19 protein-coding genes are annotated in these 20,616 nt (G+C 33.9%); 15 read left to right on the top strand and 4 right to left on the bottom strand.

Annotated features, from left to right (window positions below):
• Positions 1-59 precede the first annotated feature (59 nt).
• The 4 genes from BXU01_RS14100 (at position 60) to BXU01_RS14085 (ending at position 6,970) form a co-directional block, all read left to right on the top strand.
• On the top strand, positions 60-3,344 hold the full coding sequence (locus BXU01_RS14100; protein WP_083693793.1) for a TonB-dependent receptor: 3,285 nt from the start codon (positions 60-62) through the stop codon (positions 3,342-3,344).
• A gap of 3 nt (positions 3,345-3,347) precedes the next feature.
• Positions 3,348-5,120, top strand: coding sequence for a RagB/SusD family nutrient uptake outer membrane protein (locus BXU01_RS14095; RefSeq protein WP_083693792.1), 1,773 nt, complete (start codon positions 3,348-3,350; stop codon positions 5,118-5,120).
• A gap of 233 nt (positions 5,121-5,353) precedes the next feature.
• Positions 5,354-6,379, top strand: coding sequence for an NAD(P)-dependent alcohol dehydrogenase (locus BXU01_RS14090; protein ID WP_206196622.1), 1,026 nt, complete (start codon positions 5,354-5,356; stop codon positions 6,377-6,379).
• Between the two features lie 216 nt (positions 6,380-6,595).
• The gene (locus tag BXU01_RS14085) at positions 6,596-6,970 is read left to right on the top strand and encodes an STAS/SEC14 domain-containing protein (protein WP_056254873.1); all 375 of its coding nucleotides are present in this window, start codon (positions 6,596-6,598) and stop codon (positions 6,968-6,970) included.
• Positions 6,971-7,221: 251 nt separating this feature from the next.
• Here BXU01_RS14085 and BXU01_RS14080 read toward each other — a convergent pair whose 3' ends face one another.
• From BXU01_RS14080 to BXU01_RS14070, 3 genes are all read right to left on the bottom strand, one after another.
• Positions 7,222-7,503, bottom strand: coding sequence for a hypothetical protein (locus BXU01_RS14080; RefSeq protein WP_083693790.1), 282 nt, complete (start codon positions 7,501-7,503; stop codon positions 7,222-7,224).
• Positions 7,504-7,534: 31 nt separating this feature from the next.
• A complete protein-coding gene (locus BXU01_RS14075) occupies positions 7,535-7,939 on the bottom strand; it encodes a hypothetical protein (RefSeq protein WP_083693789.1) in 405 nt (134 codons plus the stop codon).
• A 182-nt stretch (positions 7,940-8,121) separates the two neighbouring features.
• Positions 8,122-8,493, bottom strand: coding sequence for a hypothetical protein (locus BXU01_RS14070; RefSeq protein WP_083693788.1), 372 nt, complete (start codon positions 8,491-8,493; stop codon positions 8,122-8,124).
• A gap of 373 nt (positions 8,494-8,866) precedes the next feature.
• Between BXU01_RS14070 and BXU01_RS14065 the strand changes: the two genes are divergently transcribed.
• The 5 genes from BXU01_RS14065 (at position 8,867) to BXU01_RS14045 (ending at position 15,444) form a co-directional block, all read left to right on the top strand.
• Positions 8,867-11,020: a catalase gene (locus BXU01_RS14065; RefSeq protein ID WP_083693787.1), complete on the top strand. Its 2,154-nt coding sequence runs from the start codon at positions 8,867-8,869 to the stop codon at positions 11,018-11,020.
• 129 nt (positions 11,021-11,149) lie between these two features.
• Complete coding sequence (locus tag BXU01_RS14060; RefSeq protein WP_083693786.1) at positions 11,150-11,806, top strand: DUF6766 family protein; 657 nt, start codon at positions 11,150-11,152, stop codon at positions 11,804-11,806.
• Between the two features lie 18 nt (positions 11,807-11,824).
• Entirely contained in the window at positions 11,825-12,301 is a 477-nt protein-coding gene (locus tag BXU01_RS14055; protein WP_083693785.1) for a CinA family protein, read from the top strand.
• Positions 12,302-12,575: 274 nt separating this feature from the next.
• Positions 12,576-13,184 carry a biliverdin-producing heme oxygenase gene (locus BXU01_RS14050; protein ID WP_083693784.1) on the top strand — a complete coding sequence of 203 codons (609 nt, stop codon included), beginning with the start codon at positions 12,576-12,578 and terminating at the stop codon, positions 13,182-13,184.
• Positions 13,174-15,444, top strand: a complete 2,271-nt coding sequence (locus tag BXU01_RS14045; RefSeq protein WP_083693783.1) for an ATP-binding protein — start codon at positions 13,174-13,176, stop codon at positions 15,442-15,444. Before BXU01_RS14050 ends, BXU01_RS14045 begins: the two co-directional genes overlap by 11 nt.
• Before the next feature lie 62 nt (positions 15,445-15,506).
• Here BXU01_RS14045 and BXU01_RS14040 read toward each other — a convergent pair whose 3' ends face one another.
• Positions 15,507-16,421, bottom strand: a complete 915-nt coding sequence (locus BXU01_RS14040; protein WP_083693782.1) for a ClpXP adapter SpxH family protein — start codon at positions 16,419-16,421, stop codon at positions 15,507-15,509.
• Positions 16,422-16,581: 160 nt separating this feature from the next.
• Between BXU01_RS14040 and BXU01_RS14035 the strand changes: the two genes are divergently transcribed.
• The 6 genes from BXU01_RS14035 (at position 16,582) to BXU01_RS14005 (ending at position 20,570) form a co-directional block, all read left to right on the top strand.
• Positions 16,582-16,887 carry a helix-turn-helix domain-containing protein gene (locus BXU01_RS14035; protein ID WP_083693781.1) on the top strand — a complete coding sequence of 102 codons (306 nt, stop codon included), beginning with the start codon at positions 16,582-16,584 and terminating at the stop codon, positions 16,885-16,887.
• 29 nt (positions 16,888-16,916) lie between these two features.
• Positions 16,917-17,594: a hypothetical protein gene (locus tag BXU01_RS14030; protein WP_083693780.1), complete on the top strand. Its 678-nt coding sequence runs from the start codon at positions 16,917-16,919 to the stop codon at positions 17,592-17,594.
• Positions 17,595-17,676: 82 nt separating this feature from the next.
• On the top strand, positions 17,677-17,994 hold the full coding sequence (locus BXU01_RS14025) for a peptidyl-tRNA hydrolase (RefSeq protein ID WP_083693779.1): 318 nt from the start codon (positions 17,677-17,679) through the stop codon (positions 17,992-17,994).
• Between the two features lie 119 nt (positions 17,995-18,113).
• Positions 18,114-18,593 (top strand): TlpA family protein disulfide reductase, encoded by a 480-nt coding sequence (locus BXU01_RS14020; protein ID WP_083693778.1) that lies wholly within the window; start codon positions 18,114-18,116, stop codon positions 18,591-18,593.
• 3 nt (positions 18,594-18,596) lie between these two features.
• Positions 18,597-19,211, top strand: coding sequence for a thioredoxin family protein (locus BXU01_RS14015; RefSeq protein WP_083693777.1), 615 nt, complete (start codon positions 18,597-18,599; stop codon positions 19,209-19,211).
• Positions 19,212-19,302: 91 nt separating this feature from the next.
• A protein-coding gene (locus BXU01_RS14005; RefSeq protein ID WP_123774022.1) for an IS3 family transposase occupies positions 19,303-20,570 on the top strand; the annotation gives its coding sequence in 2 pieces (ribosomal slippage) (positions 19,303-19,642 and positions 19,642-20,570; 1,269 coding nt in all).
• The last annotated feature ends 46 nt before the right edge of the window (positions 20,571-20,616 follow it).

The raw sequence follows: 20,616 nt of genomic DNA, 5'->3' as shown, positions 1-20,616 counted from the left end.
TTGCTGAGAACAACTGCCAATTATCATTAAGTATCGTAAAAAAACCAATAACTTAAATCATGTATTTTAAACTTACCTATTTAAATCTAAAGAGAATTGTCTTTTTAGTACTGGCGTTACTGGCCGTTCAAAGCGGTTACAGTAAAACTAATTTTTCAGGAGAATCAAAAGTAAAAAATAAAATAGAAAAAGCAACTCTTGTTTCTATTTTTTCAAAATTGACACAGCAAACGGACTATAAATTTAGTTACGGACAAGCTGTTATTGCTGACAATACTGTTTATACCGTAAATTACACAAACGAATCTATTGCTTTTATTTTAAGTGATTTATCTAAAAAAGCAAGTTTCAATTACAGTATCAACGGTAAATTAGTTTTAATCCAGAAAACAATTGCTCCTAAAACAGTTAGTAATAAAGTAGTTGAAAGGGTTAAAGTAAAAGGAAAAATCGTTGACGAAAACAAAGTGCCAATTCCTGGCGCAACAATTATGGAAACGAGTTCTACAAACTCTACAGTTTCTAATTTCGACGGAGAATTCGAAATTACCGTTGGTGAAGGAAAAACAATTGAGGTTTCGTACATGGGATATAAAACGAAAACAGTTGTGGTACAAAATAGTTTTATGACCATTCAGTTAGAGCCCAATACAGCTGAGCTAAACGAGGTTTTGGTTGTAGGTTACGGTAAACAATCTAAAAAAGATGTGACTGGAGCTGTTACGCAACTTCAGGCAGCAAATTTTAAACAGGGAATCAATATTTCGCCTGATAATTTATTACAAGGAAAAGTGGCCGGAGTTCGTGTTGTAAGTACAAGCGGAGAACCTGGAGCAGGTGTAAATGTTACGATTCGTGGAGTTGGATCTATAAGAAGCGGAAGTACTCCTTTGTTCGTAGTCGATGGTGTTCCGTTGGCAAACGACGATGTGAGTCCATCAGGAACAAATGTTGGTTTTGGTGCATCTGCAGCAAAAAACCCGTTGAACTTTTTGAACAGTAGTGATATCGAATCTATTACAGTTCTTAAAGATGCCTCTGCAGCAGCTATTTATGGTGCAAGAGGATCTAACGGAGTTGTTTTAGTGACGACTAAAAAAGGATCTAAAGGCGAAGGAACTTTGACTTTTGATACTTATACAGGACTTTCGACTGTAGCAAATAAACTGGATGTTTTAAGTGCAAGCCAATATAGAGGCGCAATTAAAGAACCAGCTTTTGATCATGGCGGAAACACAGATTGGCAAGATGTAATTTACAGAACTGCAGTGACAAAAAATAATGCTTTGTCTTTTTCTAAACAAACAGAATCTGGAAACTATTATGCTTCTATTGCGCAGATGGATCAGGAAGGTATTATTCGCAACAGTAATTTTAAACGTATGTCAGGCAGAATTAATGCTGCCGAATCTTTTCTGGATAACAAACGCTTAAAAGTAAAAGTGAATCTTACGGCTAGTGAAACTAAAGATGATGGAGTTCCTACCAGTGATGACGGAGGTTCAAACGGTCAGTTGATTGTACATACTTTGATGGCAAACCCAACTAGATCAGTTTTTGATGCTAACGGAAAGTATACCAACTTTAATATGAATGCGCATTACAATCCTGCTTATTTATTGAGTATTTATGAGGATCAAACGCGTACGCTTAGAGTTTTAGGAAATCTTGAAGCTTCGTTAAGAATTATTGACGGATTAGAATATAAATTAAATATTGGTATCGATCGTTCTACAGCAGAAAGAAACACGACAATTTATCCTAACGTAACAGATTTGAATCCAAAAGGGAAATATGTTCAAAATAATTTAGATTCAAAGAACTCTTTAATCGAGCATTATCTGACATATAATTTATTGCTGGATAAACATAAATTTGAGGTTTTGGGAGGTTTCTCTTATCAAAAATTCGAAAGATCAGGAACAAGTTTCAGTATCGACGGAATCTCTGCTCAAGGTGTTGGTATCAAACCATCTATTAATCCTGGTTTTGCAGGAACACAATCCGGAACTACGGGTTATGCTCAGGAAAATGAGTTGCAGTCTTACTTTGGAAGATTAAATTATACTTTCAACGATAAATACCTATTAACAGCTTCTATGAGAGCTGACGGTTCGACTCGTTTTGGTGACAATAACAAATACGGTTACTTTCCTTCATTTGCTTTAGGATGGAATGTTTTTAAAGAAAGTTTCCTAGAAAACGTAACGGCTATAAACAACTTAAAGCTAAGAGCGAGCTGGGGACAAACAGGAAATCAGGAAGTGCAAAACAAACTAACAAAGGCAAGTTACTCTTTGTCTGGTCCTGACGGATATTATTTATATGATGATTTGGCTCTGGTAAACGGAGTTTCTGTAACCAGAACTGCAAATCCTGATTTAAAATGGGAAGTAGTTACACAATACAATTTAGGTTTAGACTTCAATTTATGGGGTGATAAATTGTACGGAACTCTTGATTACTTCAACAAAACAACTACAGATGCAATCTTAAACGTTCCTTCAAGTCCTTTAAAACCAACAACAACAGTTTGGACAAATATCGACGGAAAAATCGTTAACAAAGGTTTTGAATTTATGTTAGGGTCAAAATTAGTTGATACTAAAAATTTTACCTGGAATGTCGATATGAACGGGGCAACCTTAAAAAATATAATTGAAGATTTACCGGTTTCAGAAATCCTGACAGGAACTATTTCAGGACCTGGACAATCAGGGGTCAATGCTAATATTTACAAAAGCGGTTATGCAGCGGGTTCTTTTTATTTGCTGGAGCATATTGGTTTTGATAGTAAGGGAGGAAATATTTTTAAAGATCAAAACGGAGACGGTAAAATTGATAACAGCGACAGAATCATTATCGAAGGGGCGTTACCAACTTTTTACTACGGATTTAATAGTGATATGAGATACAAAAACTTTACATTTTCATTCTCTATCATTGGTCAAACCGGAGGTTATTTATTGAATAATACAGGATTGAATGCCTTAAATATAAACAACCTGGCTTCTGACCGAAATGTTGCTACAGGATATTATGAATCTGGTGCAAATGCAACAAACGCGCCAACTCTATCAACATTATTCTTAGAAAAATCAGATTTTATCAGATTGAATACTGCACGTATTGGTTACAATTTTGATCTAAAAGGAGTAAACTGGTTAAACGGGTTAACACTTTATGTAACAGGTCAAAACTTACTTACGATTACGAATTATACAGGTTACGATCCGTTGATCAACAGCCCGAAATCTAACGGAGGAAACCAATCTATAGGTATTGATTACGCTAGTTATCCAACTTCGAGAACGTTCAGTTTCGGAGCAACTTTAAAATTATAAATCATGAAGACAAAGACATTTTTTAGCCTAAAAATTATAACAATATTCTCTTTTATTTTTCTTTTAAACAGCTGTACAGATCTTGATGAAGTTGTATTAGATGAAAAATTAGGAACTGATGCTACAGATCCAGCAGGCGCACTTGCAGCAGCTTATGACAGACTTGGAGACGGGGCCTTTGTAGATCACGGAGCTGTTTTTGCCATGCAGGAATACACTACAGACGAAGCTATTTTACCAACTCGCGGAAGTGACTGGGGAGATGGTGGAAAATGGAGGGACATGCACGAATTTACATGGACTTCAAGTAATGCTATTATTGTAAGTAACTGGGATTTGCTAACAAACGGAATCACACGTTCATTGACCGCAATTAAGTCGGCAGAACAAACTTCTTTTTCGGAAAAGGCTTTATTTGTAGCAGAATCAAAAGCACTTTTAGCTTATTATACTTACACTACATTAGATCTATACGGGCAAGCGCCATTTAGAGATCCGTTGAATGTAGATGCGCCTTTACAAATTTTAAAAGCCGAAACGGAGATCGATAAATTAATTACAGATGTCGAGGCTTTAATACCAAATTTAGCTGATCTTGGGACACAGCGTACACACCACGGAAGATTTACAAAACAAGCAGCTTATGCTTTTTTAAGTACTATGTATTTAAATCGTGCCGTATTAAAAGACCGTTACAATGCCACTTCAGGTTTTAATTTTAATGAAGCTGCCGTAGCCGGATCAACAGGAACTGATATGGATCGTGTAATTTATTATACATCGTTATTAATCGATTCAGGAAGATTTAGTTTAGAAAGTGATTTCTTCAAAAACTTTGCAAGAGATAACGATAATGGTAAAGAGCTTATTTTTGCCATTTCTCAAAAGATAGATTATATCCGTAATGGTTCAAACAGTTTTGCTTATGTATGTATGGAGCGTAACCAGAGAACATCTGCAGCAAACAGAGGAACAAATGCAGCTTGTATAACTCCTGAATTCTATGCATCATGGAACGGTAATCATGATGATCCAAGATTTGAACAACATTATCAATATGCTGATGGTACATGGTTTATGAACGATGGTACAGATGTAAGTGTTCCGGCAACAGATATCGTACCTAAAAGCAGCCCGGCGTTGCCTTGGTTCCATTTTAACAGAGGAATTCAGGCCGGACTTCAATATGGTCCTGTATTATTAGCTTCGGGATCTCTTGAAATGGTAGGTAACCGTATTAAAGTTTCTCCATTAGTTATGGAAAAAAGTACCGGTACAAGAATGAATTTTACACCATCATTAACATTTGCTGATCCTACTAAATCTGTTTTCGCCCAAAACGAAATCAATCAGGGAGCACGTGTTTTTAAATATGAATTTGATCCGGAAGGAGGAAACGGTAACAGTAATGTTGATATTCCGTTATTTCGTTTAGGAGGAATTTATGCCATGAGAGCCGAAGCTTATTTCAGAAAAGGAAACACAGGTCTTGCCATGATCGATCTTAACAAACTGCGCACAAGCAGAAAAAGAGAATCATTGTTTGCAAATGCTCCCGGAAAAGCACTTACCTCTTTAGACTCAGAGCAATTGTATAAAGAATTAGGTTTTGAGTTGTACTGGGAATTACAAAGAAGACCACAAAGTATTCGTTTTGGAAAATTTGACTTACCAGGAACTGCAAAAGCTGCATCTCAGCCTTTTAGAAGAGTATTTCCAATTCCGCAAACCGTTATCGACCAAAAAGTATTCCAACAAAATCAAGGATACAATTAAAAATTTTGTGTTAGTTTATTTTTTATTTTTTTTACAAAAAGCCTGTTTCGAAAGAAATGGGCTTTTGTTATTAATACCTCATATTAATCCCATGAATTATGTTGTTCTTTGATAGCAAGTGTTCATTTTTTAATTTTAACATTGTAAGTTAATAAATACATAAACATAAATTTAAAATAAGTATTTACTTATATAATGATTAATTTAGTGAGATAATTTTTAAATAAATTCTCATGATAGCAGTACGATTTTTTGGTAACAAAGAGGTAAGAGTTGTAAATGATTTAGAAAAACCTTCACCTAAAGGAGATGAAGTATTATTAAAAATTGGAGGTGCCGGAGTATGCCATTCTGATTTGCATGTAATTGACGAAGGTTTGGTTTCCGGTGTTACTTTTACACTCGGGCATGAAAATGCCGGTTGGGTCGAAGAGGTAGGAGAAGATGTAAAAGGTTTTAAAAAAGGAGATGCCGTTTTAGTTTACGGACCTTGGGGATGCGGACATTGTAAGCCATGCCAACATTCCAGTGAAAACTATTGCGACCATCATTCTGAACTGCCTTTTGGTGGTGGACTTGGTTTAAATGGTGGTATGGCAGAGTATATGCTGGTACCTTCGTCACGTTTATTAGTGCCAATTCATGATTTAGATCCCGTTATTGCAGCTCCATTGACAGATGCGGCCTTGACACCATATTCAGCCATTAAGCGTTCTCTGCATAAGTTAATGCCTGATGAATATGTTGTTGTAATAGGAGTAGGTGGATTGGGACATGTTGCACTTCAGATTTTGACAGAAATGTGCGGGTCAACTATTATTGCTTGTGATATAACTCCAGAAAGACTTCAATTTGCTAAGGAATTAGGTGCTTCTCACACCGTAAATTCTACTGATAAAGATGCTGCAGAACAGATACAAAAAATCACAGGAATCAAAAAAGCAAAAGTAGTACTTGATTTTGTAGGCGCTTCATCTACCGTTGCCTTAGGAACTAAGATTATTGGTCTGGACGGAGATTTAACAATAGTTGGATTAGGTGGAGGAGAATATGATTATAAAGTAGGCGCATTGCCTGTGGGAGTAAGCGTAAGTAACCCGTATTGGGGATCCAGAACTGAATTAATGGAAGTAATTGGGCTGGCATTACAGAAAAAAATCCATATCGAAATTGAAAAATACAGTTTAGATCAGGCCCTTGAAGTTTATGATAAATTAAGACGTGGACAAATAAAAGGAAGAGCGGTTTTAGTTCCGTAATACAACATTGATTCTATAAAGTAAAAAGCGGATGAAAAAAATTTCATCCGCTTTTTTGTTTTTTTGAGTATTATGTTCTTAATTAAGAAGTCGTTATAATATAAAAATAGAATGAGATATTATAAATAATGATAGAAGTTGTGGACGTAAATTTGAAAGTAATTATCAAAAAAGAAATAAAAATATCAAAATATACAAATCAAAAAAGAAAATAAAATGATACATCAAATCGATACAACAGACAATATTGTAGCTTTTAGAGCACTGGCAGAAGTAACCAAAGAAGATTTTTTGCGTGTAGTCGTTCCTTCTGTAGAACATTTGGTAAAACAAATTAATGAAATCAATTTTTTATTAGTTTTAGATACTGATATTCAGAATTTCACTGCTGGAGCCTGGCTTCAGGATGCATTACTTGGATTGAAACATCTGGGAAAATGGAACAGGGCTGCCATCGTTACAGATTCTGAGGAGATAATTACTTTTACTAACGGTTTTAGTTATGTCGTTCCGGGAGAATTTAAAGGATTTAAAAAAATAGATTTCAATAAAGCCCTGAATTGGGTCGAAGGAAATATTCAGGTTAAATAATCATTCTTAGAATGTGCTTATTTATGGTGGTTTCTATTCGTAGCACAGCAAAAGTAAAAATAACAAAAAAGCCTGTAATAAATTTACAGGCTTTTTTGATTTATAATGATATTTCAATAAAAAATAACCATTAATTCACGAATCTTTTCTAGCTGATGATGTAGCATAATCCATGAATTAATGGCTAACCAATATTTCTTTATTTGTTTTTTGTATGATTGGGAACCTGAAAAGGAAAACCTAAAACAAATTTAGTAATTATATTCGATACCACTGCTCTCGTTGATTTCTCTTTTTTCTTTATTTTTTTTCGAAATCTGTTTGTAAAATGCAGAAGCCAATAATGGTAAGGCAAGACTTCCTACTATGGCACCGGCTTTATTTTGTCCTGCTTTTTTTAATGCAGCACCAACTATAAGTGAACCTACTCCCGCACAAACTAAGTGTTTTACAGAAAGATTTGGTATTTTGTTTCCTACTGTTTCAGGCGTAATTCCGTGCAATAATGGGTCTATAAAATTTAAATTTTCCATGATTTGTTTAATTTATTTAGTTTAACTTTTATTATAAAGATAGTTTCTCACTATCCGTTTCATTCTCAATCTCAATTTTTTCGATTTCTACTTTTTCTTTTTTAATAGCCTGTCTTAACAAAGCAAAAAGGCTCATATAAACATTTGCTACAAAAACAAGCGAAAATCCTGCCAAAATATAGCCGCGCCAATCATTTAGCAAAAGTTTATAATTACAAAGGACTAAAAATACAATTGTGACATAATGGCTAAAACAATATTCGCATGTAAAGAGATAAAATGCCTTTCTGGCTAAGATTGTCCGCTCGTTTTTAGAATGTTTGACACACCATTCGCGAGGCTCCTTAAATATTTCTTCATGCGTGACCGTCCAGCTAATGCAAGCTATAGGAATAGCCAGAACAAATAACCAGATAAGTTGAATTGTAATATCCATAAGACAAATTAATTTTTTTTAATCACGTTTTGTATTTAAAACAGATACTTTAAAATTACTGCAATTCAATCTATTAAGGTTATATAGTTTTAATTTTTTATTATAAAATTTTTAGCATAGATCAAAAAAATAACCGTTAAGTTTAAATTCTTAACGGTTATCTAATAGTAATATTTCATGATCTAGAATTTTTCCGGACTAATACTCGGGAAAGGATCATGTGATACTTCCTCTATATCGCGGTCCAGATTTCGTGAAGCTTCTTCGTCTGAATCATCATCATCCAGATCTCCGTCTTTTTCCAGAGAATCATCTAAATCGTCCGGATCCTCATCATTTGTAATTTGATCTTCGTCATTCACTATTGGTTCTTCACCCGGATTATTTTCATTTCGGTTATAATCATTAGTCTGATGGTTGATATCATCTATAAACTCTTCCTGAATTTGATATTTATTGTCCTGATTGGCGTTTTCTTTATCAATAAGAGTGTCTAAGTCCTGATTAAAATCACGGTTTTCATAACCATAATTTTGATTTTCTCTATTTTCCATAATACAATACTTTAAAATTAGTTATAATTACAAATCTACCTCCTAAAGTTCCGCAGTTCCTTACAGAAAAATAAATTCTAATTGTATAATTAACAGTAATTTATAATGTAAGTATTCTCCTGAATAATATAATAATACTCAAGAGTATGATTTTATTATTATTTTAAAAATCATTAGCAATATGGCGTCTGATAATCAAATGTTTAAATGATATAATCTTTGCCTGTAATCATGTAAATTCTTGGTTTCATTGTAAAGTAAATTTGTTTGGCTTTTAAAGTTAACAATTCTCAAATTCGAATGATAACTACAAACGAGAATTAAAAATCACTGTTTTTATAACTATTTAAAAATCCTAACAACGATCAAAAAAATGAAAAATTCAAAAAAACCAAGTCAGGATCACGCTGATGATAAGCAAAGAGATTTAGAGATCAATAAATCAAATGCCGATAATCAGTTTCTAACGACCAATCAAGGAGTAAAAATTAATGACAATAACAATTCATTAAAAGCAGGCGAGAGAGGACCTTCGTTGCTGGAAGATTTTATTCTGAGAGAAAAAATTACCCATTTTGACCACGAACGTATTCCGGAAAGAATTGTTCACGCCAGAGGATCTGCAGCTCATGGATATTTTGAATTGTACGACACAATGGAAAAATATACCAAAGCAGGCTTTTTAAACGATAAAAGTATAAAAACTCCTGTTTTTGTGCGTTTCTCTACCGTTGCAGGATCAAGAGGTTCTACAGATTTAGCACGTGATGTACGCGGATTTTCGGTTAAATTTTATACACAGGAAGGAAATTATGATTTAGTAGGAAATAATATGCCGGTATTTTTTATTCAGGATGCCATGAAATTTCCTGATTTAATTCACGCCGTAAAACCTGAACCACATCACGAAATGCCTCAGGCAGCTTCTGCACACGATACCTTTTGGGATTTTATTTCATTAATGCCAGAATCCATGCACATGATTATGTGGGTTATGAGCGACAGGGCAATTCCAAGAAGTTTAAGAATGATGGAAGGTTTTGGAGTTCATACTTTTAGATTTATCAATAAAAATAACGAATCTCATTTTGTAAAATTTCATTGGAAACCTAAATTAGGAACGCACGCCGTAGCCTGGGATGAAGCACAAAAAATATCAGGTAAAAATTCAGATTTTCACAGACAGGATCTGTGGGAAGCTATCGAAGGCGGAAATTTTCCTGAATGGGAATTAGGCGTACAAATTATTCCGGAAGCTGACGAACATAAATTTGAATTTGACCTTTTAGACCCAACCAAATTGATTCCCGAAGAATTAGTTCCGGTACAAATTATAGGTAAAATGGTGCTGAACAAAAATCCGGACAACTTTTTTGCAGAAACAGAGCAGGTTGCTTTTCATCCCGGACATGTTGTTCCCGGAATTGATTTCTCGAACGATCCGTTGTTACAAGGAAGATTGTTCTCTTATACAGATACACAATTGTCGAGATTAGGAAGCCCTAATTTTCATGAAATCCCAATTAATCGTACCGTTGCACCAATGCACAACAACCAGCGTGACGGACATATGCGTCAGGAAATTCCAACTGGTCGTGTAAGTTATCATCCTAATTCATTAGGAGGCGGTTGTCCGTTTCAGGCAAAAATAGACGAAGGAGGTTTTAGTAGTTTCAACGAACGAATCGATGCCCAGAAAATACGCGAAAGAAGCGAGAGTTTCTCAGACCATTTTAGTCAGGCGAAACTGTTTTTTAACAGTCAGACACCAATAGAACAAAATCATATTACTGATGCTTTATCTTTTGAACTTGGAAAAGTAGAAACAAAAGCAATCAGGGAACGTATGTTGGGATTAATCTCTAAAATAGACAAAAATCTGGCGGCAAAAGTGGGCAAAGCTTTAGGGATGAATGTACCTGCTGAACTTGAAAAACCAATTAACCACGGAGTTGGAGCTGATGATAACGGAAAACATGAACCTACAGAAGTAAAACAATCTATTGAAAGTTCTGATGCCTTAAGCATGCTTAAAAATCCAACAATTTCGAATACGATCGCTACCAGACAAGTTGCATTTTTATGTGCAGAAGGTGTAAATGCCGAATCTATAAAAACGATGAAACTGGCTCTTAAGGACGCAGGCGCAAAAGCAGTGATTATTGCACCACATTTAGGCACAATTGTTTCTGAGGAAGGTCTTGAAATTCCGGTAGATCAAAGTTATCTTATCGCTTCATCTGTATTATTTGATGCCGTATTTCTTCCCGCAGGAAAAGGAATTACCGCACTTAAAGATAAAAAAGAAGTGGGCGAATTTATAAAAGATGCCTACCATCATTGCAAGTTTATTGCAGCAGAAGGTCAGGGAGTTCAGGTTCTTCCTTTAAAAGAAGATTTGCATAAAGATGCCGGAATCCTGACAAGCGAAAAAACAGGCGATAAGGCTTTGGCCACTTCTTTTATAAAAGCTATGGGAAGACACCGTTTCTGGGAAAGAGAAGATTTATTAAAACAAGCAAAATAGGGATAAACCTTTGCAAAATCATCAAACAATGAACACATAGCGACCTGGGGTTTTATTAAAAAAGTGTAAAATCTATGTTGCTATGTGTTTCTGATTGATACCTAATATGAAATTTATAATAAGTACCAAATGAAAAAATTTTTATACCAAAACAGTCTGTCTATTGTGTTTCTGTTACTTTTTATCGGAGCTTTTTTTGGTCAGATATTTTTTGGTATTGGCGAATATAACAAGGAGCTTATAGAAAATGGCGGCCATGCCGTTACAATGAGTAATTATCTGACTACCGGACATTTTATCGAATCAACTTTTGAAAATTGGGAAAGTGAGTTTTTGCAAATGGCCTTATTTGTATGGCTCACTATTTTCTTAAAACAAAAAGGATCATCAGAGTCTAAAGGTTTTGATGGAGATGAAGAAGTAGATCGTGAACCTTCTGCCGAACGAAAAGGCGCGCCATGGCCTGTAAAAAAAGGAGGTATCTGGTTATGGTTGTATAAAAACTCATTGACCATAGTTTTATTTTTACTGTTTTTTGCCTCATTTGGACTTCATTTTTACGGAAGTTTCAAAGATGAAAATACAGCTAATATACTCAAAGGGAATTCACCAATTTCTTTAGCGGATTATTGGGGAGAATCCCGTTTTTGGTTTGAATCTTTTCAAAACTGGCAAAGCGAATTCCTTTCGGTTTTTGCCATTATTGTGCTGTCTGTTTTTTTACGTCAAAAAGGATCTTCACAATCTAAACCCGTAGATGCGCCCCATAGTGAAACGGGAGAATAAATCTAATATAAATATACTATGCCTTCTGAAAAAGTAATTGAATGTTGCCGAGCTTTAATTGCCAAAAAATTAACGATCACATTTGTAGAAAGTGCTTCAGCAGGAAAATTAAATTACGAATTCTCTACAGTAATAGATTCCGGAAAAATCCTGATAGGAGGAATGGTCTGCTATCATACCTCGATGAAAGAAGATTTGCTTTTGATTCCGAAGGGAACTATCAAAAAACATAGTGCAGAATCTTCTATTGTAACTCAATTAATGGCGCAGAATTTCTATCGCTTCGTTTCATCAGATATTTGTGTTGCTTTAACCGGACTAACCACACCTGGCGGGAGCGAATCACCGGAGAAACCTGTAGGTACAATTTTCGTTCATATTATTTTTCCTGATAAAGAAATAGCCAAACGTTTTACTTTTGCAGGAAAACCTGAAAGTATTGTTGACCAGGTAATTGATGCAGTTTCTGAATTGATTTTAGAAGAAATTAAATGATGTTTATTTAAAATTAAAAGTATAACCGTAAACAAAAACGATCATTATTTTAAATCATAAGCTGTCAATTTCGCCTTTGATTCAGCTGCTATAATTAGAAAATTAGCGGTCAGACCAATTAAACAAATCATGGAACAGTTTGAATAAAGTTTAATTTATAAGATATTTTTTAATCAATAAAAATATTACTTTTACCCAAATACTGATATTCTACACTTATTTAAGTAAAAAAGCGTTACTATATCTTACAGTTAAATTATTATCAGACTCTACAATGACTAAAAATTTGGATATTCCTACAGCTGCTGATTTTTTAGAAAAACTAAAATCTCAAACAGCAACTGCGCATAAAAATCTTGAAAGCCTTCCGGTTTCAGCATCTATACTTTCTCCAAAAATGCAGATAAACGATTATTGCCATTATTTATCTCTTATGCATGATGTGCATTCAAGTATTGAGAAATCAATATATCCTTTACTTGAGAATATTATTTCGGATTTAAAAGAAAGAGAAAAAACACATTTAATTGATCATGATCTTTCTTTTTTGAATTATAAAAAAGATAAAAATGTTTCTGTTTTTAAAAATGATAATATCAATATTCCATTTGCACTCGGGATCTTGTATGTTGTTGAAGGTTCTACACTTGGCGGACGATTTATTTTAAAAAATGTAGAGACTGTTCCGGGATTAGATCAAGAACAAGGAGTTTCCTATTTTACGGGTTATGGAAATAAAACCGGAAGTTACTGGAAGAATTTCTTAAATGAGTTTACAGCTTATGAAGAACAAAATAATTGCGCAGACGAAATTATTGAAGGCGCTGTTTATGCCTTTGACTGTATTTATAATCATTTTTTGATTTCGGGCAATGAAGATTAGGGATATTGTAAACAGAGATATTGTCACGCTTACAAATTGTGAACATGAACCCATACACATTCCGGGAAGTATTCAGCCTCATGGTTTTTTGCTGGGAATAAATTTAGACTGGAAAATTGAATTTTGTACCGCCAATATTAATGTATTTATTGATCTGGTATATAATGAAATATTAGGTCAGAAATTCAGTGAAATTTTTGGGGCAACTGCGCAAAAAGAGTTGTATGATTATGTACACAACCAAAAAGAACAATCTGTTTTTCCTTTGCAGTTAGAACTTAAAGGAATCTCTTTTCAAATTGCGATACATAAATCAGGTGATATTTATGTTCTTGAAGCTGAACCACAATCCAGTGGTAAAGAACAAATGGCAGACCTGTATGCACAAACCATTCAGTTTGTGTCTAATATGAACAATACCCGATCACTAAAAGAGTTGTGTGCGCTTGTTGCAGAAGGAACACGCGAAATTACAGGCTATGACCGTGTAATGATTTATCGTTTTGATGAAGATTACAATGGCGAAGTTTTTGCCGAAAGCTGCAGGGATGATATCGAGCCATTTTTAGGGCTACATTATCCGCATACGGATATTCCGGTTCAGGCAAGAGAATTGTACATGAAAAACCTTTTACGACTTATTGTTGATATTGGTTATGAGCCGGTTCCTATTTTTACAATCGATGATGGCGAAAATAAAAATCTTGATCTGAGTCTTTCAACACTTAGAAGTACGTCGCCAATTCATGTTGAATATCTTGAGAATATGGGCGTGGGGGCAACACTAACTATTTCGCTCATTCACCATGACAGATTGTGGGGACTTATTGCCTGTCATCATTATTCGCCTAAAAATATTTCTCCGGAAATTAGATTGGCAGCCAAACTTCAGGGACAATTTATTACCTCGCAAATCGATTTGCGTCAGTCGAATGATGAGTACGAAATTGCCCGTAAAACTATTGTAGCCCTGGAAAGATTGACCGCTTTGAATCTTCCGTTAGAACATCAGTCTTTTGAAATTATTTGTGCTGATCCTGAATTGTTAAAGCTTTGCAATGCATCCGGAGTTTCAATTTGTATTGGACATAAAACCTACAAAAGCGGAATCACGCCTGTAGATAAAGATATAGAAAAAATTATTTTGAACATGAATGCCAATGAGTATGGAAAAACTTTCAGTACCAATAAAATTAGCAATCATGTGCTTGATTTAGAGAGTTATGAACATGTTTCAGGTATTATTTATTTCTCTCTGGGAAACGGTAATAACATTATTTGGTACAGGCCAGAAACAGTTGCCGTTATTAACTGGGCAGGAGATCCTGAAAAAGCCATTATTATTGACAGTAAAGGATTACATCCCAGAAATTCATTTAATTTATGGAAACAAATCATAAAACACCAAAGTAAAGTCTGGTTACAGCCAGAATTAAATGCCGCATTGAGTTATGCACATTTCCTTCACAATCAGATTATTATGTTGTTGTTGAGTGAAGAAGAAGGAAAATATCGAAATTTGAGTGATGTATTGAAAGAAACAAATCTCGAACTTGAAAACATCAACTGGATTAGTACACACGATTTGCAGGAGCCTTTAAGAAAAATTCAGTTAATTGCTTCAAAAGTATTATCAGATACTACAGAAATTCCTTCGAATTCTGTATTAGATTCGTTACAGAGAATAACAAAATCGGCTAATAGAATGCAAAATTTATTAATCGATATCCTAAAATATACCCGAATAAAGAATACAAAAGAATCCTTTCAGAATGTTAGCCTTAATCATATTATGGAAGAAACATTGCAGGATATGAAAGAGATAATTCAGGAAAATAAAGCAATTATTGAATGCGAAAATCTTCCTGAAGTTCATGCAGTACCATTCTTGATGAAGCAGTTATTTTCTAATATTATACAAAATTCATTAAAATATGCATCACCAGACAGAGTTCCGGTGATTAAGGTTACAGCATCGCAAGAACCGGAAATAAATGAATACTCTAATAAAGTATATTGCAATTGGGTGACTTTTACAGACAACGGAATTGGTTTTGAACAACAATATGCGGAATCTATTTTTAAGATATTTACCAGATTACATACCCTCGAAAAATACGACGGATCAGGGGTTGGACTGGCATTGTGCAAAAAAATAATGCAAACCACGAATGGAAATATCCGCGCAGTTGGTACATTGGATAAAGGAACAGAAATTACGATTTATTTTCCTTGTGATCCCGAAGATTCACTTATCTAATTGCTTTTATAATGCACTAAAAGTTGTAAAAACATGAATCTTTACAACTTTTAGTTTTTAGATTATTTCTTACTGTAAAGCGAACCGTTTTTGATAGACTTTTTATCTAATTTTCCTTCATCATACAATTCTTCTAAAACAACTTCGGCTTCAGGATATGACATGGTACAAATAACAGCATATTCTTTTGGCGTTAATGTTGGATAGATTTCAAACAGCGACAAGGTATTTTTATTTGGATTTTTCTTTTTAGCTTCAGGAAATAATGCCAATACGGCATTTTCATAATAGGCATAAGGCTTAGATCCATAAACCGTTACTTGATTGTTATTTGCATCAGCAAAAAACAGAGTAGGAAAACCTCTTACACCAAGTGTTTTGGCTAAGTTTAAATCGTCCTGAAAAAGTTTTTTTGCATCACCTTCGTAATCCTCTTTCAGTTTTTGAATATTAAGACCTGTAATTTTTGCTGCGTCGGCTATGATTTCCCATTTCGAAATGTTTTTCTTTTCCAGATATAATTTTTCACGAAGAACCCGCATAAATTTCACCGCTTTTTCCTTGTCCTGAATTTGCGCCGCTTTTACAGCAATACAAGAAGGATACGAAGAATCTAACGGATCTTCAAGCCAGACATTTCCATCAATTGGCATTTCATAATGCAAACTGGCCTCATCCCAATGATGCGCTACATCTGCGGGTTTGCTGATACCGCCGCTGTTATAAGACCAATCCGGCAATAAACCGCCCATTCTGTAATCAATATCAATATAATCGCCGTATTCCAGTTTTAGTTTTCTTAATTGTGGCTCAATTCCCCAACACGAAGAACAAATAGGATCTGTATAGTAAATTATTTTTACGGGCTTATTTTCTGTCTCGATATGTGCTTTTTCATTTGTTATTTCGCCAGTTGTTATTTCACAGGTTCCACTTACAGGGTCGCACAACAATGGATTGGTTTTATTTTCATTCATGTTAAAGTTGGTTTGTGATTGTAAATTGATACTGCATATCAGGATTAATAATAGCGAAAGTAATTTCATCTGACTGTTTTTAATTTACGCTTCGGATTTAATTTTTAAATTTACACAAAGTTCGTTCGTATTTAATCACAAGTCAATTAGTCTAAAAAATATGACTACAGAAAAAGAAAATGAATGTCCCGCTCAGGGACTTTTAAAATTATTGTCAGGCAAATGGAAACCACAGATTTATTTATTGGCTGTAGACAAACCTTTACGTTTCAACGGACTTTTAAGAGATCTAAATGGGGCGAATAAACAATCTGTTGCAGTTGCACTTCGCGAACTCGAAGACTTTGGACTTTTAGATAAAAATGTTATCAAACTAAAACCTTTGCATATCGAATATGTTTTATCAGAAAAAGGAAAATCCTTAATTCCTGTTTTTAGACAATTAGAACTTTTTTTAGAGCAATAAAATATCAGCCACATATAAAATAATACCTGATGATTTATCAAAAAATTAAACGCCTTTATAACCTTTCGGAAAGTGAAAGTTTTGGATTTTCAGAAACGGAAATTTTCGAACTTGAAAAAAGATTAGATACAACATTGCCTGCAAAACTTAAAGAATATTATCTGGAATTAGGTAAAGAAGAAAATCTGAATTATTCCTTTAACCAGCTTTTGAAACTTAACAATGAAGTTGGATTTTCAGATGACGGATATTTAGTTATTTACGAAGAAAACCAGGCTGTAGCATTTTGGGGAATCAAACAAGAAGATTTAATACTTGATAATCCTTCAGTTTACGGTAATTATGATACAATCGAAAAATCAGATTGGGAAATTGAAACCCGGACAACTGAGTACTTCTTTCTGTTTATGGCTGTTTTTAATGGTACTTTAGGCGGATTAAAGTATAACGGAAATTATTTTGGCACGGTTGATTCAGATATTGTAAGATCTGTAGAGCAAAACTGGACTTTAGTACCGGAAATTAGTCGCGATAATCAAAAAGTATATACTGATGATTATAATGAGATGATCAGTCTGTCTTTTGATAAAACGAATGCTTGCACCGCAGTTTTTATTGGAACAAGCCATCAGAACCGTTTTGATAGCATTTTAGAAAATTTAGATATTGATTGGTCTTATCTTTCCTATGATGATGATGAGGAATAATAAATAGAAAATTAATGCTTTTAAGAATAAGCATAAAAAATCATGTGGCGAATATTGCGCTGTAAAAACAATACAATTTAATATGAAAATGTACATTTTAGTTAAACGGGACGTTCCTGACAAACTTGTTCCGGTAATTGCCGCGCACGCTTCGTTAGCCTGTTTTAGAAAATTTGAACATAACGAAAATATGCAGAAATGGATCAACGGAATATTCAAAAAAGTAGTTTGCGCAGTCTCTGAAATTGAGTTTATAAACGCCCAAAAAGAAGAAGATAATATTGTATTAACAGAATCTTCTTTAGACAATCAGGAAGTTTGTATCGCATTTGTACCAAGAGAAGAATATCACAAAATGTTTAAGTTCTTTAAAATGTGGACACCAAAAGATACGCTGTAAAAATTGTAAATTGGATATGCTCCGCTGAAATTTCTTTCTTATTAGATTTTCATTAACAAAAATTAAATTCTCATTAGTTTATATTTGTAAGGCAAAAAAATAATTTTAAGCCCGTAAATATGAAAATCAACGCATTTAAGATTTATAGTTTCCTGTTTTTTGCTTTTTCGATCACGTCATATAGTCAAAATGTAAAATTGATAAATGTTGACCAATTAAACGAAAGAATCAAAAACGGAAAAGACAGCACTTATGTAGTCAACTTTTGGGCAACCTGGTGTGCACCCTGCATTAAGGAATTACCACATTTTGAGAAGCTAAATGCTGAATATAAAGCAGAGAAACTCGCAGTTTTGTTGGTTAGCGTCGATTTTAAATCAAAATTAAATTCAGCTGTGATTCCTTTTGTCAAAAGAAAAAACATGAAAAGCAACGTTTTTTTATTAAATGAAAGCAATCCCCAGGAATATATCGACCGTATAGAACCAACATGGTCAGGAAGTATTCCAGCGACGATTTTTATAAAAGGAGATAAAAGAAAATTTATCGAATCTGAACTAACCTATGAACAATTATTAACCGAATATAAAAAACTATAAATTATGCAAAAGTTCATTACAACAATCACAGTACTAGTATTTAGTATTTTATTTGCCCACGCACAAACTGCAACACTTAAGGCAGGACAGCCGGCACCGGAATTCAAATTAAAAAATGTTGATGGCAAAGAGATTTCTTTTGCAAGTTATCCAAAAGCAAAAGGATTTATCGTTGTTTTTACCTGTAATACTTGTCCGTATGCAGTGGCATATGAACAAAGAATAATCGATTTAGATAAAAAATTTAAACCACAAGGATATCCTGTAATCGCCATTAACCCAAATGATCCCGAAGCTTCTAAAGCTGATGCTTTTGATAAAATGCAGCAATTGGCAAAAGATAAAAAATATCCTTTCCCATATTTATTTGATCAGGGACAAGTAGTTACAGATCAATACGGAGCAAAACATACACCGCATCTTTTTATTGTTTCTAAAACATCAAAAGGAAATATCGTAGAATATGTAGGAGCAATCGATAATGATCCTGAAGGAACTAAAACAGAGAAAACAAAATATGCAGAGGATGTGATTGCAGCATTAAAAAGCAATCAGAAACCTGCTATAACTGAAACTAAGGAAATAGGCTGTACAGTAAAAAGAAAAGCTAAAGCCTAATTTACAGAACAGATATAAAAAAAGCCTCATTATGAGGCTTTTTTTATGATGTGTCTCGTCCTGAAAAAAGTTGACTATAATTAAATAAATTATGTCAATAGAAAGCGAAGAGTTAAAAAACGGGTCAGCCCCTAAAATTTACAGTGAAGCCTTCAAAAAACAAGTTGTAAAAGAATTTGAACGGGGTTTATTTACAAAAGCGGAACTTCGCCGGCGGTATAAGATTGCTGGGAATAGCTGTATACCACGTTGGTTAAAAAAATATGGTAAATTTACATATCAAGATAAACTAACCATCGGACGACCAATGAAAGATCCTCAATCTCAGCGTATCAAAGAACTTGAAGCACAATTAGCTAAAAAAGAACAGGAGTTATTAGTCTTTAAAAAAATTATTGAAATAGCCGAACGTGAGCTAAAAGTTGAAATTGTAAAAAAGTCTGGTTCCAAGCAGTCCAAGAAATAAATCATATTTACAAGATTAGCCCTTGTGAAATATGTCGAGTGCTTGGGTATAGTAAGCAAGCCTATTATAAAAGAAAATCACTTTTATTAAAATCAGACTTAAACCAGGAACATCTGAGATGTTTAATAATGTCTGTGCGTCAAAAACTTCCAAAAACCGGCGGCAGAAAATTACATTACATGCTCAGAGATGCTTTTAAGAAACATCAAATAAAAATTGGCAGAGATAAATTATTTGATTTTCTACGCGAAGAATATTTACTAGTTCCTAAAGTTCGAAGATATTACAAGACAACAAACTCAAAGCACTGGATGCGTAAATATCCAAACTTAACTAAAGAAATAGCGATTAACAGACCTGAACAGATTTGGGTTGCAGATATTACTTATCTTAGAACTAGAGAGAAAACACATTATCTGCATCTTATAACTGATGCTTATTCTAAGAAAATTGTTGGTTATAATTTATCCGATAATCTAATGGCGAGTTCTACATTGAAAGCTTTAAAAATGGCTGTTACCAATAAAAACCAAGATAGTAATCTCATACATCATTCAGACAGAGGATTACAATATTGCAGTAAAGAATATACGCAGTATTTAATTAGAAATAATATTCTAATAAGTATGACTCAAAATTATGATCCTTATGAGAATGCAGTTGCAGAAAGAGTGAATGGTATTTTGAAAGAAGAATTCGGATTGTTCGAAATCTTTGAAAATTTTGAAAACTTAAAAAAGCAGGTTCAGGAATCTATTTTGCTTTATAATCAAATTAGAGTACACTTATCAATAAATATGCTTACTCCAAATCAAGCTCATTTACAAAATCAAGTAAAATTGAAAACATGGAAAAAATTAAATCGGAATAAGATTTCTTTTGTTCCGATTTAATTAATTTTATAATATTAATCCAGTCAACCTTTTTCAGGACAACTCA

Source organism: [Flexibacter] sp. ATCC 35103 (assembly GCF_001975985.1).
In the GTDB taxonomy this organism is placed as follows: domain Bacteria; phylum Bacteroidota; class Bacteroidia; order Flavobacteriales; family Flavobacteriaceae; genus Flavobacterium.
This window is presented reverse-complemented; position numbering and strand designations above follow the sequence as displayed.

Bases quoted from the DNA above. Each gene is read 5' to 3' on its own strand.
- BXU01_RS14100 (WP_083693793.1), top strand. From the start codon at position 60: ATGTATTTTAAACTTACCTATTTAAATCTAAAGAGAATTGTCTTTTTA.
- BXU01_RS14095 (WP_083693792.1), top strand. From the start codon at position 3,348: ATGAAGACAAAGACATTTTTTAGCCTAAAAATTATAACAATATTCTCT.
- BXU01_RS14090 (WP_206196622.1), top strand. From the start codon at position 5,354: ATGATAGCAGTACGATTTTTTGGTAACAAAGAGGTAAGAGTTGTAAAT.
- BXU01_RS14085 (WP_056254873.1), top strand. From the start codon at position 6,596: ATGATACATCAAATCGATACAACAGACAATATTGTAGCTTTTAGAGCA.
- BXU01_RS14080 (WP_083693790.1), bottom strand. From the start codon at position 7,503: ATGGAAAATTTAAATTTTATAGACCCATTATTGCACGGAATTACGCCT.
- BXU01_RS14075 (WP_083693789.1), bottom strand. From the start codon at position 7,939: ATGGATATTACAATTCAACTTATCTGGTTATTTGTTCTGGCTATTCCT.
- BXU01_RS14070 (WP_083693788.1), bottom strand. From the start codon at position 8,493: ATGGAAAATAGAGAAAATCAAAATTATGGTTATGAAAACCGTGATTTT.
- BXU01_RS14065 (WP_083693787.1), top strand. From the start codon at position 8,867: ATGAAAAATTCAAAAAAACCAAGTCAGGATCACGCTGATGATAAGCAA.
- BXU01_RS14060 (WP_083693786.1), top strand. From the start codon at position 11,150: ATGAAAAAATTTTTATACCAAAACAGTCTGTCTATTGTGTTTCTGTTA.
- BXU01_RS14055 (WP_083693785.1), top strand. From the start codon at position 11,825: ATGCCTTCTGAAAAAGTAATTGAATGTTGCCGAGCTTTAATTGCCAAA.
- BXU01_RS14050 (WP_083693784.1), top strand. From the start codon at position 12,576: ATGACTAAAAATTTGGATATTCCTACAGCTGCTGATTTTTTAGAAAAA.
- BXU01_RS14045 (WP_083693783.1), top strand. From the start codon at position 13,174: ATGAAGATTAGGGATATTGTAAACAGAGATATTGTCACGCTTACAAAT.
- BXU01_RS14040 (WP_083693782.1), bottom strand. From the start codon at position 16,421: ATGAATGAAAATAAAACCAATCCATTGTTGTGCGACCCTGTAAGTGGA.
- BXU01_RS14035 (WP_083693781.1), top strand. From the start codon at position 16,582: ATGACTACAGAAAAAGAAAATGAATGTCCCGCTCAGGGACTTTTAAAA.
- BXU01_RS14030 (WP_083693780.1), top strand. From the start codon at position 16,917: ATGATTTATCAAAAAATTAAACGCCTTTATAACCTTTCGGAAAGTGAA.
- BXU01_RS14025 (WP_083693779.1), top strand. From the start codon at position 17,677: ATGAAAATGTACATTTTAGTTAAACGGGACGTTCCTGACAAACTTGTT.
- BXU01_RS14020 (WP_083693778.1), top strand. From the start codon at position 18,114: ATGAAAATCAACGCATTTAAGATTTATAGTTTCCTGTTTTTTGCTTTT.
- BXU01_RS14015 (WP_083693777.1), top strand. From the start codon at position 18,597: ATGCAAAAGTTCATTACAACAATCACAGTACTAGTATTTAGTATTTTA.